Source organism: Salinicola sp. MIT1003, assembly GCF_001858555.1.
Classification (GTDB): domain Bacteria; phylum Pseudomonadota; class Gammaproteobacteria; order Pseudomonadales; family Halomonadaceae; genus Salinicola; species Salinicola salarius.
Map to the genome: position 1 here is coordinate 18,122 of NZ_MCAP01000055.1, position 16,424 is coordinate 34,545.

Annotated in this window: 11 protein-coding genes; all 11 read left to right on the forward strand. The window is 62.7% G+C overall.

What is annotated here, in order from left to right; genetic code table 11:
• The first annotated feature begins 6 nt into the window (after positions 1-6).
• The 11 genes from BC443_RS14375 to BC443_RS14425 all read left to right on the forward strand — a co-directional run bounded on the left by BC443_RS14375 (position 7) and on the right by BC443_RS14425 (position 16,384).
• Positions 7-5,034, forward strand: coding sequence for a cadherin domain-containing protein (locus BC443_RS14375; protein WP_071232530.1), 5,028 nt, complete (start codon positions 7-9; stop codon positions 5,032-5,034).
• 185 nt (positions 5,035-5,219) lie between these two features.
• Complete coding sequence (locus BC443_RS14380; RefSeq protein ID WP_071232531.1) at positions 5,220-6,608, forward strand: undecaprenyl-phosphate glucose phosphotransferase; 1,389 nt, start codon at positions 5,220-5,222, stop codon at positions 6,606-6,608.
• Between the two features lie 327 nt (positions 6,609-6,935).
• Positions 6,936-7,715: an FCD domain-containing protein gene (locus BC443_RS14385; RefSeq protein ID WP_071232532.1), complete on the forward strand. Its 780-nt coding sequence runs from the start codon at positions 6,936-6,938 to the stop codon at positions 7,713-7,715.
• A 22-nt stretch (positions 7,716-7,737) separates the two neighbouring features.
• Complete coding sequence (locus BC443_RS14390; RefSeq protein WP_071232533.1) at positions 7,738-8,757, forward strand: TRAP transporter substrate-binding protein; 1,020 nt, start codon at positions 7,738-7,740, stop codon at positions 8,755-8,757.
• 76 nt (positions 8,758-8,833) lie between these two features.
• Positions 8,834-9,469 carry a TRAP transporter small permease gene (locus BC443_RS14395; RefSeq protein WP_071232534.1) on the forward strand — a complete coding sequence of 212 codons (636 nt, stop codon included), beginning with the start codon at positions 8,834-8,836 and terminating at the stop codon, positions 9,467-9,469.
• Complete coding sequence (locus BC443_RS14400; RefSeq protein WP_071232535.1) at positions 9,469-10,773, forward strand: TRAP transporter large permease subunit; 1,305 nt, start codon at positions 9,469-9,471, stop codon at positions 10,771-10,773. Before BC443_RS14395 ends, BC443_RS14400 begins: the two co-directional genes overlap by 1 nt.
• A 102-nt stretch (positions 10,774-10,875) precedes the next feature.
• On the forward strand, positions 10,876-12,024 hold the full coding sequence (gene dgoD / locus BC443_RS14405) for a galactonate dehydratase (protein ID WP_071232536.1): 1,149 nt from the start codon (positions 10,876-10,878) through the stop codon (positions 12,022-12,024).
• Between the two features lie 286 nt (positions 12,025-12,310).
• Positions 12,311-12,997 (forward strand): 2-dehydro-3-deoxy-6-phosphogalactonate aldolase, encoded by a 687-nt coding sequence (locus tag BC443_RS14410; protein WP_071232537.1) that lies wholly within the window; start codon positions 12,311-12,313, stop codon positions 12,995-12,997.
• Positions 12,994-13,953 carry a 2-dehydro-3-deoxygalactonokinase gene (locus BC443_RS14415; protein WP_083387428.1) on the forward strand — a complete coding sequence of 320 codons (960 nt, stop codon included), beginning with the start codon at positions 12,994-12,996 and terminating at the stop codon, positions 13,951-13,953. The genes BC443_RS14410 and BC443_RS14415 overlap by 4 nt, the downstream gene beginning before the upstream one ends.
• A gap of 204 nt (positions 13,954-14,157) precedes the next feature.
• Entirely contained in the window at positions 14,158-15,003 is an 846-nt protein-coding gene (locus BC443_RS14420) for an HAD-IIB family hydrolase (protein WP_083387429.1), read from the forward strand.
• A gap of 160 nt (positions 15,004-15,163) precedes the next feature.
• Entirely contained in the window at positions 15,164-16,384 is a 1,221-nt protein-coding gene (locus BC443_RS14425) for a glycosyl transferase (protein ID WP_071232538.1), read from the forward strand.
• Positions 16,385-16,424 lie beyond the last annotated feature (40 nt).

Here is a 16,424-nt window from a genome sequence, read left to right on the forward strand (position 1 = left end):
CTGTTGTTGATCGACTCGGGCGTCGACGATTTGCCCGGTCTGCTGGCCGGATTCGATCCTACGCTCGAGACCGTTGTGCTGGACGCTACGCAACCCGGCCTGAAGCAACTGGCGACGGTGCTGGCGGGCTACCGCGATCTGGCGGCCATTCATCTTGTTTCGCATGGTCGCTCCGGTGCGCTGCAACTGGGCGACGGCTGGGTCACCCAGGCCGAGCTGGCCTCGCAGGCCGCCACGCTTGCCGCCATCGGCCGCGCGCTGGCCCCCGATGCGGACGTGTTCCTGTATGGCTGCGACGTGGCCGAAGGACCGCAGGGGCGTGAATTCGTCGCGACACTGGCCAACGCCACGGGCGCCAACGTGGCGGCTGCCACGCACAAGGTAGGCGCGCCGGCACTGGGCGGCGACTGGACGCTGGACATGACGGTGGGCAACCCGCGCCACGCCACGCTGCAGGCTGCGGACTATGCCGGGGTGTTTGCCGCGCCACAGGATCAGGATTTTGAGGGAGTTGCCACTCCTGTGAGCAGTAATGGTGCCAATACCTATACCCTGGATGGCGTGGACTATTCCGAGGATACAGGTGGTGATATTGTTATTGATACCAAGGATATGACCAGCAACACGGATTTTGCGAGTGGCAATGCCATTGCTTTCAATGTGAATTCTGGCACTGGCACAAAGTACTTTCAATTCTCTTCTTCGGACTTAAGTAATAATTTCCGCTTGGAAAGTCTCAGCGCCGAGGTGTGGGGAAGTGAGGGCAGTGTCGAAAATCAATATACGATCAGTGGCTACGATGATGGAGTGCTGAAGGTTAGCGTATCCTCGGTCAATTTCGATTTATCACAGACTTATGGTTCGGGAAATAATGCGATTGATTATAGCAATACGTCTGAGGCAGCCGGAGGTGCATTAACGTTTGGGAGTAATTGGAACAATATCGATACGGTTAGGTTCACAAGCGATAATAATAAATGGGTTGTTGGCTTCCTCGACAATATCGATTTCTCGGAACCGACGCTGGTCAACAACGCGCCGGTGTTCACCACCTCGACCAAGGCGAGCGTGGCCGAGAACACCACAGCGGTGGCGACACTGGCGGCCACCGATGCCGACGGCGGTACGGTGACCTATTCGCTGGCCGGTGGGGCCGATCAGTCGCTGTTCATGCTGGATACCAACAGCGGAGCGCTGACGTTCACCAGCGCGCCGAACTACGAACTGCCGGCGGATAGCAATGACGACAACATCTACGACGTTGAAGTGACAGCGAGCGACGGCCAGGGCGGCACGACGCCGCTGACGCTGGCGGTGACAGTCACCGATGTCAACGAGGCGCCGACACTGGGTAGTGATACCAAGGCGAGCGTGGCCGAAAATACCACCGGCAAGGTCTATAGCGCCTCGGGCAGCGACCCGGAAAGCGATGCGTTGACCTACACGCTGGGCGGTGCTGACGCCGCGCAGTTCACTCTCGATACCAACAGCGGCGCGTTGAGTTTCAAGAATGTGCCGGACTTCGAGGCGCCGGCGGATACCAACGGCGACAATATTTATGACGTCACCCTTACGGCCAGCGACGGTAGCCTGAGCAGCAATATACAGGCGCTGGCAATTAGCGTGACCAATGCCAACGATGCGCCGGTGTTCAACACCTCGACCAAGGCGAGCATAGCCGAGAACACCACAGCGGTGGCGACACTGGCGGCCACCGATGCCGACGGCGGTACGCTGACCTATTCTCTGACCGGTGGCGCCGATCAGGCGCTGTTCGCCCTCGATGCCAACAGCGGGGCGCTGAGTTTCAGAGACGCGCCGAACTTTGAGGCACCGAAGGATAGCAATGGGAACAACGTCTACAACGTTGAAGTGACCGCGAGCGACGGCCAGGGCGGTGACACTCCGCTAACGCTGGCGATGAGCGTCACCGATGTCAACGAGGCGCCGACCTTGGGTGGCGCTACCAAGGCGAGCGTAGCCGAAAACACCACCGGCACGGTCCATACCGCCGCGGGTAGTGATCCTGATGGCGATACGTTGACCTATACGTTGAGCGGCACCGATGCGGCGCAGTTCACCCTCGATACCAACAGCGGCGCGTTGAGTTTCAAAGTCGCGCCGGACTATGAGGCGCCGACGGATACCGGCGGCGACAATGTCTATGACGTTATCCTCACGGCCAGCGACGGTAAGCTGGGCAGCAATATACAGGCGCTGGCGATTAGCGTGACCAATGCCAACGATGCGCCGGTATTCACCACGTCGACCAAGGCGAGCGTAGCCGAGAACACCACAGCGGTGGCGACACTGGCGGCCACCGATACCGACGGTGGTACGCTGACCTATTCGCTTTCTGGCGGCGCCGATAAAGGACTGTTCACGCTGGATGCCAATAGTGGCGCGCTGAGTTTCCAGAGTGCGCCAAACTACGAACTACCCGCCGATGCCGATCATGATGGTGTATATGAGGTGGATGTCACAGCTAGTGACGGAATGGATCAAACCTCTCAAACGCTGGCGGTGACAGTCGCCGATATCAACGAGGCGCCGACACTGGGCAGTGATACCAAGGCGAGCGTAGCCGAAAACACCACCGGGAAGGTCTATACCGCCTCGGGTAATGATCCCGACAGCGATACGCTGACCTACACGCTGGGCGGCGCCGACGCGGCGCAGTTCACTCTCGATGCCAACAGCGGCGCGTTGAGCTTCAAGAGTGCGCCGAACTATGAGGCACCAGCGGATGTCGGCGGCGACAACGTGTATGACGTTATCCTCACGGCCAGCGATGGCAGCCTGAGCAGCAGCGCACAGGCGCTGGCGATTAGCGTGACCGATACCAACGATGCGCCGGTGTTCAACACCTCGACCAAGGCGAGCGTAGCCGAGAACACCAAGACGGTGGCGACGCTGGCCGCTACTGACGCCGAAGGTGATACGCTGCACTACAGCATCACCGGTGGCACCGACGCGGCGCTGTTCACGCTGGATGCCAACAGCGGGGCGCTGAGTTTCAAGAGTGCGCCAAACTATGAACTACCTGCCGATGCCGATCATGACGGTGTATATGAAGTAGATGTCACAGCTAGTGATGGGATGGACCAAACCTCTCAAACGCTATCGGTGACAGTCACCGACGTCAACGAGGCGCCGACGCTGGGCAGTGATACCAAGGCGAGCGTGGCCGAAAACACCACCGGCACGGTCTATACGGTCTCGGGCAGTGATCCCGAAAGCGATACGCTGACCTATACGCTGGGCGGCACCGACGCGGCGCAGTTCACTCTCGATGCCAAGAGTGGTGCGTTGAGTTTCAAAGTCGCGCCGGACTTCGAGACGCCGGCGGATGCGGGCGGTGACAACGTTTATGACGTCACCCTCACGGCCAGCGACGGTAAGCTGAGCAGCAGCGCACAGGCGCTGGCGATTAGCGTGACCAATACCAACGACGCGCCGATGTTCTCCACTTCCCCGTCTTTAGGTGTGAAGGAAAACACCAAGGCGGTGACCACCTTGGACGCCACCGATGCCGACGGCGATACGCTGACCTATTCGCTTTCTGGCGGCGCCGATAAAGGACTGTTCACACTGGATGCCAACAGCGGGGCGTTGACGTTCACCAGCGCCCCCGACTTCGAAGCGCCCAAGGATCAAAACAAGGACAATATCTACGATCTCACGGTGACAGCGAATGATGGTCACGGCGGCACGACACCGCTGACACTGGCGATCACGGTAACCGACGTCAACGAGACTCGCCCCCCAACGCCCGACCCGGATCCGATCACGGTCACGCCCTCCGACCCGCAGCCGAACACGCCGTCCGGCAAGCCTTCGGTGAGCGAGACGATCACCAATACGGGAAGTCAGGCCGGTACCGCCAAGCTGGTCGAGAACACCGGCAACGCCAACGAGGTGACCGCGACGCTGCCGGGCGGTGTCAGCCTGGTCAACCAGGGCGCGCGCAGTGCCGTCGATACCCAGCAGGCGCTGGCCGATCTGATCGACAGCATCGATGCCAAGCAGCCCACCAACCTGAATGACCAGACCGGCGTGGCCAGCCAGTGGCTCACCAATCGCCCCGACGGCACGCTGCTCGATATTCGCACGCTGGTGCTGGGTGACAGCGGCAACGCCTCGGCGAGCACGCCCATCCAGATCACGGGCATCGCCAATGACAGTTCCTCGGGTAGCAGTCACCAGGAAGCGTTCGTCATCGACACCAGTGCACTGCCCGGCGGCAACCAGCTGCAGCTCGACAACATCGACTTCGCCAGCATCATCGGCGCCACCACGCTCAGCGGCGGCGACGGCGACAACGTGGTCATCGCCGACGACGCCGCACAGACCATCGTGCTCGGCGCCGACGATGACGAACTGCACGGCGGCGGCGGCGACGACACCGTGGGTTCGAAGGGCGGGGACGACCTCATCTATGGCGAAGCCGGTAACGACACCGTATTCGGCGGTGCAGGAGCCGACCGGCTGCATGGGGGGAGTGATACGGATACGGCGCGCTACGACGGCAACCGCGACGATTACATCGTCACCCAGGATCACAGCGTGATCACCATCCAGTCCAAGGCCGACCCCAGCGACGTCGATACCCTGATCAATGTCGAAACGCTCGCCTTCGCCGATGACAACGAAACGGTCGAGTACACCAGCGACCTGAACTGGATCGCCGGGCTCTACCAGCAGGTGCTGGGGCGCCAGGCGGATGTCGACGGCATCCAGTACTGGGCGCAGCGGAATACCGACGGCATGAGCAAGACCGATATTGCCATGTCGTTCCTGACCTCGTCGGAGGCCGGGCAGCAGCTCGATGGGTCGGGCAGCGGCATCGATGCCACACTGGATACGCTCTATCAATTCCTGCTCGGACGCGACGCGGATGTGTCGGGCAAGGCCTACTGGGCGAACGAACTGGAGCGCGGGACATCGCTGCGTGACGTGGTCGGTGGCTTCATGGACTCGGCGGAGATGAGTACCCATGACCTGACCGCGACCGAGTGGAGCTTCATCGGCTAGCAAGGGTTGGACTGGCACGTCGAGAAGACCAGGGCGTGCCAGCCCTCGCTTGCAGTATTCCCTTCGCTTCCAGCATTCCCTTCGCTTCAGTATTTCCCCTTACTTTAAGTTCCAGGTCATCGCGCCGCGCACTATGTTGTTATAGAGTCGCTGACATTTCCGTCACTGGATGACTTGAACGGACGATGAGCGTTTCGAGACAACAGAGAAGTATTACCGAGCGATATCCGGCTCAGATATTCGTACCCTTGATCGATGCCGGCGCTGTGCTGTTGTCGGGTTTCCTGGCCCACTGTATCCGGTTCGGTACGCTGGCTGTACATGATCGTTTTCTGCTGGCGATGATGATCATGGCCATCTTCGTCGTGATGGCCAACTTCATCGCTGGCGCTTACGTGCGTTGGCGCACCACCCGGCTCTCCAACATTCTGTTTCGACTGGTGGCCGTTTGGGGCATCGTTGCGTTGTTGGCGACGTCGATCATCTACCTGGCCGAAGCCTCGGTTCGCTATTCGCGCTTGTGGCTGGGGATGACACTGCTGTTCTCGCTGGGGCTGGCGGCCGGCTTTCGCGTACTCGTGATGCTGCTGCTCAAAAGCGCGAGGCGATCGGGCAAGAACCTTCGGGGCGTCTTTCTCGTGGGGCCTGCCCCGAACCTGCTCAAGGTGGCCAGAAGCATGCGCAAGACGCCGGGGGAGGGCTTCGCGATTTCCGGGGTGCAGCGCTTGAAGGAGGCACCGGATTCAGCCTTCCTCAGCTGTCTTGCCCGCCGGGTGCAGGATTCCGGGGCCCGCGAGGTGTGGCTCTGTCTGCCTTTGGAAATGGGAGGGGCGGTGCGCGAGATCATGCATGCGCTGCGCCACCAGACGGCGGAGGTGCGTTTCATTCCCGAGTTTCAGGATATGCGGCTTCTCAATCACCGTATCAGCGAGGTGGCGGGGAACTTCGCGCTCGATTTGAGCGTGACCTCCATGGGGGAAACGTCGCGCTTCCTGAAGCGGGTAGAGGACCTGGTACTGGGTAGCTTGTTCCTGCTCTTGTCGCTGCCTGCCTGCGCCATCATCGCGGTTATCCTGAAAATGCAGTCGTCCGGGCCGGTCCTTTTCAAGCAGTACCGCATGGGCAGCAACGGCCGTCGCTTCAAGGTCTACAAGTTCCGTTCGATGGAAGTGCATACGGAGGCCGATGGCGCCGTGACCCAGGCCAGGCAGGGTGATCCTCGCGTGACCAGATTCGGTGCCTTTCTCCGGCGTACATCGCTGGACGAGCTGCCGCAATTCTACAACGTATTGCAGGGTCGCATGTCCATCGTCGGGCCACGGCCCCATGCGCTGGCTCACAACGAGTATTACAAGGATGTCGTCGAGTCCTACATGAAGCGTCACAAGGTGAAGCCGGGGATCACTGGCTGGGCGCAAGTCAATGGCCTTCGCGGAGGGACGGAGGATGTTGAAAAGATGCGGCTGCGTGTGGAACACGATCTCTGGTACATCGACAACTGGTCGCTTTGGCTGGATCTGCGGATCATCGCTCTGACCGTCGTCAGAGGATTCTGCCATCCGAATGCGTTTTGACAAGGCGTTGCACCTGTCATCGCGGCCGTGGACTTTTTCTTGGCAATAGCCATGTCTCTCCTTTTTATCCTTGATCCTCGAACGACGTCGCCTTGATCCTCGAGCGTCATTGCCTTGGGGCACGGGCGCCTGCCTGCATTCGATCCTGACGCCTTGGGCGAAGGTGATCTCGCTTCTGTTCTATTCCCTATCCTGTAATTTTTCCGCCCTAGAACTTCCCCCATCCTGTCTCTGCCGACCAAAGTCTAAAGGCAAGTTGGCGGCGTTTGGTTGATCCTATGTCGGACATAACCTGTACCTAGTCCTACAAGGAAGCGCGGGATCCCCATGAGTCATGCCACGGCCGCCACGAGTCGTAGTCAGCGACCGGACATCGCCGAAGCCCTCGCCGAGGCCGTTTTCAGCGGCCAGTACGCGATCGGCGAGACGATCCCGCGGGAAATCGACCTCTGCGAGCGCTTCGGTGTCAGCCGAAGCACCGTGCGAAGCGCGCTGCAGAAACTGGTCAACGTCGGCTTGCTGGTGCGGGTTTCCGGGCAGGGCACACGGGTGCGCGAGCTTTCGGCCTGGCATCTGCTCGATCCTCAAGTCAGTGCCTGGATGGCGCGCTACGCCCAGCCCAATCCGCGGCTGCAGCGGGAAGTCTTCGCCTTTCGCGTGGCCGTCGAGCCGTTCGTGGCCGGCCTGGCCGCGACCCATGCCACGGCTTCGGATCTGCTCGCCATCGAGACCGCCTACGAAGGCATGATCCGTGCCCTCGAGCAGGCTGATCTGCGCTGGCAGGGCCAGAGCCACGACGACTACGACGTGGCCTTCCACGAGGCGATATTCGCGGCCTCCCACAACCTCATCTGGGCACAGATCAGCCACGTGCTCAGACCCGCCATTGCCCTGATCGTCGAGCGTTCCAACCACAGTGCCGATGAGCTCGACGACAGCATGGCGCGCCATTTTCGGATGATGGAGGCGATTCGCCTGCGTCAGCCGGAAGCCGCCGAGCAGGCGGCGCTCTCGGTGCTGGAACGTACCGGCCGGGATCTGGGAATGGAGGACATCATGCAACGATCGCCTTCGATCACGCTGTCCCCACCGACATTCGAGCGATAACAAACGCTACTGGAGACTCACAATGACTTTACGCATGCCACTTCAAGGGCTGGCCATCGCTGCGCTTGGCGCGTTCGCGCTCAATGCTCAGGCTGCCGACTATGAATGGACCTTCCAGACGTCCGAAACCGCCGGCGAACCGCAGTTCGAGATCAAGAAGGAATGGGCCGAGAACGTCGAGAAGATGTCGAACGGGCGTATCGCCATCGAGATCCTGCCGGTCAATGCCGTGGTGCAGGCCAACCAGACCCTGCAGGCGGTGAGTTCCGGCATTCTGCAGGGGCACCTGACCGATCCCAGCTATTTCTCGGGCCAGGATCCGGCCTTCGGCATGATCGGTAATCTGGTCGGTGCCTGGAGCGATCCGTACCAGTTCCTCGACTACATGAAGTATCACGGCGGCGAGCAGATCTACAACGAGCTGGTCGAGCCCTATGGCGTTCACCTGATCGGTGCCGCGGCGACCGGGCTGGAATCCTTCCCGACCTCGCGCCCGATCGAGAAGGTCGAAGACCTGAAAGGCCTCAAGGTGCGTGCGCCGGAAGGTATGGTCTACAACATCTTCGAAAAGGCGGGGGCGACGCCGGTCAACCTGCCGGGCTCGGAAGTGTATACCTCGCTGGAAAAAGGGGTAATCGACGCGGCGGACTACACGGTCTTCGCGACCAACTACGCCCAGGGCCTGTATGAGTTCGCCAACTATCCCAACTATCCGGGCTTCCACTCGCTGCCGATGGTCGCCGTCTCGCTCAACAAGCAGATCTGGGATGGCCTGCCGGACGATCTCAAGTCGATTCTGGAAGTCTCGGTCGATCAGATGGCCTACGAAATGGTCGCCAAGCTGAAGACGCTGGATCTCGAGGCCGTGAGCGAAGCGCGCAAGGATCCCAATATCCACCTCGTCGACATGTCCAATGAAGAGCGTGCCAAGTTCCGTCACATCGCCCAGGAAGAGTGGAAGGACTGGGCCGGCCGCAACGACGTCACTCAGGAATTCTACGACTCGGTCGTGGGCTACCTGCAAGACAACAACCTGATGTAACGACGCCCGTGGCCGACATCGCCGCTCCGGTTCGCCCGGGGCGGCGATGTGCGGCTGGCGTTCTAGGGAACCCACGATGACACAACCGACCCGTAATACGGACGAGGTCACGATGCCGGTGCAGGAAGGGCCGCCGGAACCGATTCAGAACCAGGTTCCGGAAGAGGAAAGCAACGACGAGATCCGCACGCCGCTGGACCGCTGGGTGCGTCGGGGCGGCCGTTATGCCGCCTGGCTGGTCTTCATCGCCATGGCGATCAGCGTGTTCGAGGTGATCATGCGTTACGGCTTCGATTCGCCGACCTCCTGGGTGCATGAATCCGTAGTGATGCTGGTGGCGCTGACCTTTGCGGTCGGTGGCCCCGTCGCGATGGCGAGCAATCGCCACATTCGCGTTCGCGTGCTGTACGACATCGCCGGCCCGCGCCTGAAGCGTGCTCTGGATGTCTTCAATGATCTGGTCACGCTGGGCTTTTGTCTCGGTATGAGCTATGCCGCCTTCACCATGAGCTGGACGGCGACCCATGGCCCCATGGGGGACTGGCGTCTGGAGCGTTCGGGAACCTCGTGGAACCCGCCGTTCCCGGCACTGGTGAAGACGGTGATTCTGGCGGCGCTGGTGCTGATGACGCTGCAGGCTCTGTGGCATCTCTACCAGAGCGTGACCGGGCGACGCCCGGCGGCCAACCATGACCGCGGGGAGAACGTCTGATGGATATCGCAACGGGAACCTGGCTGCTGGTCGGGGCCATCTTCGCGCTTCTGATCACCGGTCTGCCGCTGGCGTTCATTACCGGTCTGGTGGCGCTCGGCTTCACGTTCGGCTGGTTCGGGCCGATGGCGCTGCCGCTGGTCACCAGTCGCGTCTACAGTTTCATTACCGAGTATTCGCTGGTCGCGGTGCCCATGTTCGTGCTGATGGCGTCGCTGTTGGATCGATCCGGCATCGCCAAGGATCTGTTCAACGCCATGCGGGTCTTTGCCGGGCGTCTGCCTGGCGGCGTGGCGATCCAGACCGTGGTCGTGGCGTTCTTCCTCGCGGCGCTGTCGGGGATCATCGGCGGCGAGATCGTGCTGCTGGGGATTCTGGCGCTGCCGCAGATGCTGCGCCTGGGCTATGACAAGCATCTTTCCATCGGTGTGGTCTGTGCCGGTGGCTCGCTGGGCACGATGATGCCGCCGTCGATCGTGCTGATCATCTACGGCCTGATCGCCAGCCAGTCGATCGCGGATCTGTTCACTGCGGCCATCACGCCGGCTCTGGTGCTGATGGGCAGCTACATCCTCTACGTGCTGCTGCGGTGCCTGAAGAACCCGAAGCTGGGGCCGCCGCTGACCGCGGAAGAGCGGGAGAACAACGAGATCAAGACCAGGGGGCAGGCGCTCAAGGCGATCCTGGTACCCGGACTGATCGCGTTTCTGGTGCTGGGCACGATCTACGGCGGTGTCGCGTCGGTCACCGAAGCGGCGGCCATGGGGGTCTTCGGCGTGTTCGTGGCGATCATTCTGCGCGGCGAGTTCTCGATCAAGACACTGCATGCCAGCCTCAACCAGACCCTGAGCACCTGCGGCATGATCATCTGGATCGGCATCGGGGCTGCTGCGCTGGTGGGGGTCTACAACCTGATGGGCGGCAATCGCTTCATCTCGCAGATGATCATGGGGCTGGATGTCGCGCCCATCGTGATCATGCTGGTGATGATGCTGATCCTGCTGGTGCTGGGGATGTTCCTCGACTGGATCGGCGTCGCGATGCTGACGCTGCCGATCTTCGTGCCGATCGTCACCCAGCTCGGTTACGATCCGGTGTGGTTCGGCATCCTGTTTGCCGTCAACATGCAGGTGTCGTTCCTGACGCCGCCGTTCGGGCCGGCTGCGTTCTACCTCAAGGGCGTGGCGCCACCGTCGATCAGCCTGAAGGATATCTTCGTTTCCCTGCTGCCGTTCATCGCCATTCAGCTCTGCGTGCTGGCGCTGCTGCTGGTATGGCCGAATCTGGCAATGTGGCTGGTATAAGGTGTCGTAAACGTCCGACTTCCGCTCGAGGCGCTCCCGGCGTCATGGCATGACCGGGAGCGCCGAGCGACTCAACCCCAGAGCGAAAAGTGTAGGTGATCCGTGAAAATTACCCGTTTGAAAACCTGGCAGGTTCCGCCGCGCTGGCTGTTTCTCAAGATCGAGACCGATGAAGGTTGCTACGGCTGGGGCGAGCCCGTGGTCGAAGGGCGCGCAGCCACTGTCGAAGCGGCGGTGCATGAGCTGTCCGACTATCTGATCGGCCAGGATCCGCACCGCATCGAGCATCTGTGGAACATCATGTACCGTGCCGGTTTCTATCGCGGCGGGCCGATCCTGATGAGCGCCATTGCCGGTATCGACCAGGCGCTGTGGGATCTCAAGGGGCGCGATCTCGGCGTGCCGGTTCACCAGCTGCTGGGTGGCGCCTGCCGCGACAGGATGCGCATGTACGCCTGGACCGGCGGCGACAAGCCGAGCGATGTCGGCGCCGGCGCCAAGGCGCTGGTCGACAAGGGCTTCACCGCCTTCAAGATGAACGGCACCGCCGAGATGGCGATCGTCGATTCCCACGCCAAGGTGGACGAAGCGGTGGCCCGTGTCGCCGAGGCGCGCGATGCGGTAGGGCCGGACGTGGGCATCGGCATCGATTTCCACGGCCGCGTGCATCGACCCATGGCCAAGGCGCTGCTGCGCGAGCTGGAGCCGTATCATCCGATGTTCGTCGAAGAGCCGGTGCTGCCGGAACATCTGCCGAGCCTCAAGCACATCGCCAGCGGCCTGGGGTATCCCATCGCCACGGGCGAGCGGCTGCACACCCGCTACCAGTTCCGTGACCTGCTCGCCGAGGGCATGGTCGATATCGTCCAGCCCGATCTTTCCCACTGCGGCGGGATCAGCGAAGGCATGAAGATCGCCACGCTGGCGTCCTGCTTCGACGTGGCGCTAGCGCCGCACTGCCCGCTGGGGCCGTTGACCCTGGCCGCCTCGCTGCACGTGGATGCGGTCAATCACAACGCCTTCATCCAGGAGCAGAGCATGGGTATCCACTACAATCGGGACAACGACGTGCTCGATTACCTGGTGGACAAGAACGCCCTGGCGATCGAGGACGGGTACTGCGCGATCCCGCAGGGGCCGGGGCTTGGCGTCGAGATCGACGAGGACTTCGTCGAGGAGCGTTCCAAGGTCGGCCATCGCTGGAGAAATCCGGTGTGGACGCATGAGGATGGTTCGATCGCGGAATGGTAACGGCACGCTCGATAGCCGCCTGCGCGAGTGAATCGCAGTGTTGCCCGGTGCGCGAACTCCTCACATATACCCCATATGCTCCGGGTTCTGTGCGCCGGGCGCCTTGCGCTTCAGCTCGCTCGGCTGGCTCTCGAGCGCACCGTACTTGGCGCTCAGCCGTCTTCGCTCGCCGACGCAGAGCGCCCAGAAATGCGCGGCTTGGCTGGTTTTTGAGCGCTCCGTACCTGGCGCTCTGCTGGCTACGCTCGATCATGCGATTTAGACCGGCCGAAACGAGGAGAGAGAAATGAACGAGACACGCAAGTTCGCCCTGGAATCGGCGCTGCGCGAGCGGCCGCTGGTCGCCATTCTGCGCGGGATCACGCCGGAAGAGATCGATGCGGTGTTCGATGCGCTGGTGGCGTCGGGCTTCAAGCTGATCGAGATTCCGCTCAATTCGCCGCGGGCGTGGGACAGCATTGCGGCGATCGCCAGGCGTTGCCCGGACGACGTGGTGATTGGCGCCGGCACGGTGCTGGATCCGGTTCATGCCGAGCGGTTGGCGACGCTCGAGGCGCCGCTGCTGATCACGCCCAACACCGACCCTGAAGTGATCCGGGCGGGCGTCGAGCACGGCCTGGCGCCGATGATCGGCTGCATGACGCCGAGCGAGGCGCTGGCGGCAGCCAGGGCGGGAGCGACGGCGCTCAAGCTGTTCCCGGCGGCGGACCTGGGGACGGGCTATTTCAAGTCCATCAACGCGATCCTGCCCAAGGGCTTGCCGGTGCTGGCGGTCGGCGGTATCGACAAGAGCAACATGAGCGAGTGGCATGCTCATGGCGTGGCCGGCTTCGGCTTCGGCAGCAATCTCTACAAGCCGGGACGCAGCGCCGACGAGGTGGGCCGGATCGCCGCCGAGCTGGTCGAGGAGTGGCGCCGCCTGCGCGAAGTCGCCAGCCACGCGGAGCAGCTGGAACGCGAGGCCGACGCATGAGCGGTGCGGCACCCGATCGTCTGATCGTCATCGACTGGGGCACCAGCAACTTCCGGGCGTTTCTGGTCGACACGGCCAGCGGCGAGGTGCTGGACAGCCGGCGTTCGGCCTCCGGCCTGCGCGCGCTGAGCCAGAGCGAATTCCCCCACTACTGCGCGTCGCAGACCGACGACTGGCGGAATGGCGGCGGCGCGGCTTCGGGCGCCGAGGGCGCGGCTTCGGGCGCTGAAACAGTCCCGGTCTATCTGGCCGGGATGGTGGGTTCGGCGCGGGGCTGGTTCGAGGCGCCGCAGCTGGAGCTGCCGGCCACGGCCGCCGACCTGGCGGACAACGTGGTCGCCGCGCCCGGGCTCGATAACGTCTGGATCGTGCCGGGCGTCAAGCAGGTGACGCCGGAGCATGTCGACGTGATGCGCGGCGAAGAGGTCCAGGCGTTCGGCGCGCTGGCGCTGGCGGGCGTCGACAGCGGCGATTGCTGCCTACCGGGCACCCACAGCAAGTGGGCGCGGCTCGAGGGCGGTCGAATGACCGAGTTCACCACGGTAATGACCGGCGAGCTCTATCACGCCGTGCGCTTCCACACCTTGCCGGGGGAGCCGGCCCGCGACGAGGCGCCGTTCGACGAGTCGGCGTTCCGGCTGGGCGTTTCCCGGGCGGGTTGCCCCGGCGGCGTGATGCATGCGCTGTTCGAGGCGCGCAGCCGGCATCTCTATGCCGGGCTCGAAGCAGGGCAGGTGGGCAGCTTCCTCTCCGGCGTGCTGATCGGGGAAGAGGTACACGCCATGCGAAAGGCTCGCCCCGGGCTCGATACCGTGCGGCTGGTCGGCGCCGATTCGCTGCGCGAGAGCTATACCCTCGCGCTGGAAGCCGCCGGCATCCGTGTCGAGGCGGTCGACAGCGACCGGGCCACGCTGGCCGGGGTAATGGCGGTCGCTGCACGCCACGCCGGGCGATAACGGCGCGCACGTACGCGACGGCGCACCATCATGGTGCATTGCTGCGCGTTCCGGTACCACGAAATCGATGACGACGGCCCGGGATATTCACGAATATCCCGGGCCGTCGTGTTTGGCATGATCCGTGCTACCTTCACCTATACGTCTGCTGACAAGCAGCCGATCGCGTACGACATGACGAGGTGAAGCGATGCGGGTGATGCCATGACACAGCCGGCTCTGAACAAGCCACCCATGCTGGTGTTTACCGATCTCGATGGGTCGCTGCTGGATCACGACACCTACGACTGGCAGCCGGCCTCGGCCTGGCTCTCGCGTCTCGAGCAGCAGGCGATTCCGGTCATTCCCACCACCAGCAAGACGCGCGCCGAACTGTTGGCGCTGCGCCAGGAACTGGGGCTCGAACAGACCCCGTTCATTGCCGAAAACGGCGCGGTGATCGGGCTGCCGCCTTCCTGGCAGCACGCCCGGCTGGATCGTGATCCTGCCTCGCCGGATGGCCTGGTGGTCAAGACGCCGAGCATGGACGTCGACTATATACGGCGGCGCCTGGACGTGGTCCGTGAACGTCACGATCTGCGCTTTCGGCGCATGGGCGAAATGGATCTGGCCGAAGTTCAGGCGCTGACCGGCCTCAGCGCCGCCGGTGCCGAGCAGGCCATGGCCCGAGAAGGCAGCGAGCCGCTGGTGTGGGAAGACGACGACATCAAACTGCAGGCATTGCACGAGACACTGCGTGTCGACGGCCTGCGCCTGACCCGCGGCGGACGCTTCTGGCACGTGATGGGCGCGGTCGACAAGGGCCAGGCGTCGGACTGGCTGGTGGCGCGCTTCGAGGCGCTGCGCGGCTATCGCCCGCGGACGATCGGCCTGGGCGATGGCCCCAACGATCTGGCGCTGCTGGCGGCCACCGACATGGCGGTCGTCATCGCCGCCAGTCACGGCCAACCGATGCCGCTGGAAGGTTCGCAGGTCTATCGGACCCGGGCCCAGGGACCGGCGGGGTGGTCGGAAGGCGTATCCCACTGGTTGACCCAAGCGCTGGGGTGATAAGCGAACGGCTCGCCCTGAAACGGATGGCGTTGAGATGAATCGAGTCGAGATGAACGAGGTCGAGACGAATGGGGTCGAGATGAATGAGGTTGAACGGATAGTCCGATAGCAGGCGTCAGGGACTGACGCCAGGACGACAACATCACGAGGACTCCTCATGAGTGACTTTTATCAGAACGGTATCGTTACCAACTTCCACAACCTCACCCGCCGCTCGGTGGAGGCGCTGGAAACCGATCTCAAGCAGTTCTCGCGCAGCCGGCCGATGGGGTTGATCCTGCCGTCGCTGTATTCGGAGCTGGAAGGGCCGGCGCTTTCGCACATCGTCGACGAGCTGTGCAAGGTGCCTTATCTCAGCGAGATCGTCATCGGCCTGGATCGCGCCGATCGCGAGCAGTTCTTGAAGGCACGCGAGTTCTTCTCGCGCCTGCCGCAGCATCACCGCATCCTGTGGAACGATGGCCCGCGTCTCCAGGCGCTGCAGCAGGAACTGGCCGGGGAAAATCTGGCGCCGCTGGAGCCGGGCAAGGGCTGCAATGTGTGGTATTGCTCCGGTTACGTGCGCGCTTCCGGCAAGACCGAGGCGGTGGCGCTGCATGACTGCGATATCGTCACCTACGATCGCGGCCTGCTGGCGCGGCTGATCTATCCGGTGGCGAACCCGCGATTCCACTACGAGTTCTGCAAGGGCTACTACTCACGGATCGCCTCCGGCAAGCTCAACGGTCGTGTGGCGCGGCTGATGGTCACGCCGCTGATCCGGGCGTTCAAGATGATCTACGGGCCGCTGCCTTATCTGGACTATCTCGACAGTTTCCGCTATCCGATCTCCGGCGAGTTCTCGATGCGGGCCGATGTGCTCGATGGCATTCGCATTCCCAGCGACTGGGGGCTGGAAATCGGCGTGCTTTCCGAGGTGCATCGCAACTTCTCGACCAAGCGGCTGTGCCAGGTCGATATCGCCGATGCCTACGATCACAAGCATCAGCCGGTGTCGGAAGACGATCCGTCGGGTGGTCTGAACCGCATGAGCATGGATATCGCCAAGGCGATGTACCGCAAGCTGGCGACGCTCGGCGTGGAGATGAGCGTCGAGAGCTTCCGTACCGTCAAGGCGACCTACTATCGCGTGGCGCTGGATCTGATCGAAGCCTACGATCACGACGCGGCGATGAACGGGCTCAAGCTCGACCGCCACAGCGAGGAGGCAGCGGTGGAGCTGTTCGCCGACAACATCATGCAGGCCGGCGCCGCGTTCTTCGAATCACCCCGCGACAAGCCGTTCATCCCCAGCTGGAACCGGGTGCAGGCCGCCATTCCCGACCTGCAGGACCGGCTCTACGAGGCGGTGGAGCTGGATAACAGCGGCGACGTGTAGGCGCCGCTGCCGCCGACCGAACGGCAGCCTGGGCGGGCGG

What these genes read in the sequence shown, in the direction of transcription:
- BC443_RS14380 (WP_071232531.1), top strand. Translation starts at nt 5,220, where the DNA reads ATGAGCGTTTCGAGACAACAGAGAAGTATTACCGAGCGATATCCGGCT.
- BC443_RS14385 (WP_071232532.1), top strand. Translation starts at nt 6,936, where the DNA reads ATGAGTCATGCCACGGCCGCCACGAGTCGTAGTCAGCGACCGGACATC.
- BC443_RS14390 (WP_071232533.1), top strand. Translation starts at nt 7,738, where the DNA reads ATGACTTTACGCATGCCACTTCAAGGGCTGGCCATCGCTGCGCTTGGC.
- BC443_RS14395 (WP_071232534.1), top strand. Translation starts at nt 8,834, where the DNA reads ATGACACAACCGACCCGTAATACGGACGAGGTCACGATGCCGGTGCAG.
- BC443_RS14400 (WP_071232535.1), top strand. Translation starts at nt 9,469, where the DNA reads ATGGATATCGCAACGGGAACCTGGCTGCTGGTCGGGGCCATCTTCGCG.
- BC443_RS14410 (WP_071232537.1), top strand. Translation starts at nt 12,311, where the DNA reads ATGAACGAGACACGCAAGTTCGCCCTGGAATCGGCGCTGCGCGAGCGG.
- BC443_RS14415 (WP_083387428.1), top strand. Translation starts at nt 12,994, where the DNA reads ATGAGCGGTGCGGCACCCGATCGTCTGATCGTCATCGACTGGGGCACC.
- BC443_RS14420 (WP_083387429.1), top strand. Translation starts at nt 14,158, where the DNA reads ATGACACAGCCGGCTCTGAACAAGCCACCCATGCTGGTGTTTACCGAT.
- BC443_RS14425 (WP_071232538.1), top strand. Translation starts at nt 15,164, where the DNA reads ATGAGTGACTTTTATCAGAACGGTATCGTTACCAACTTCCACAACCTC.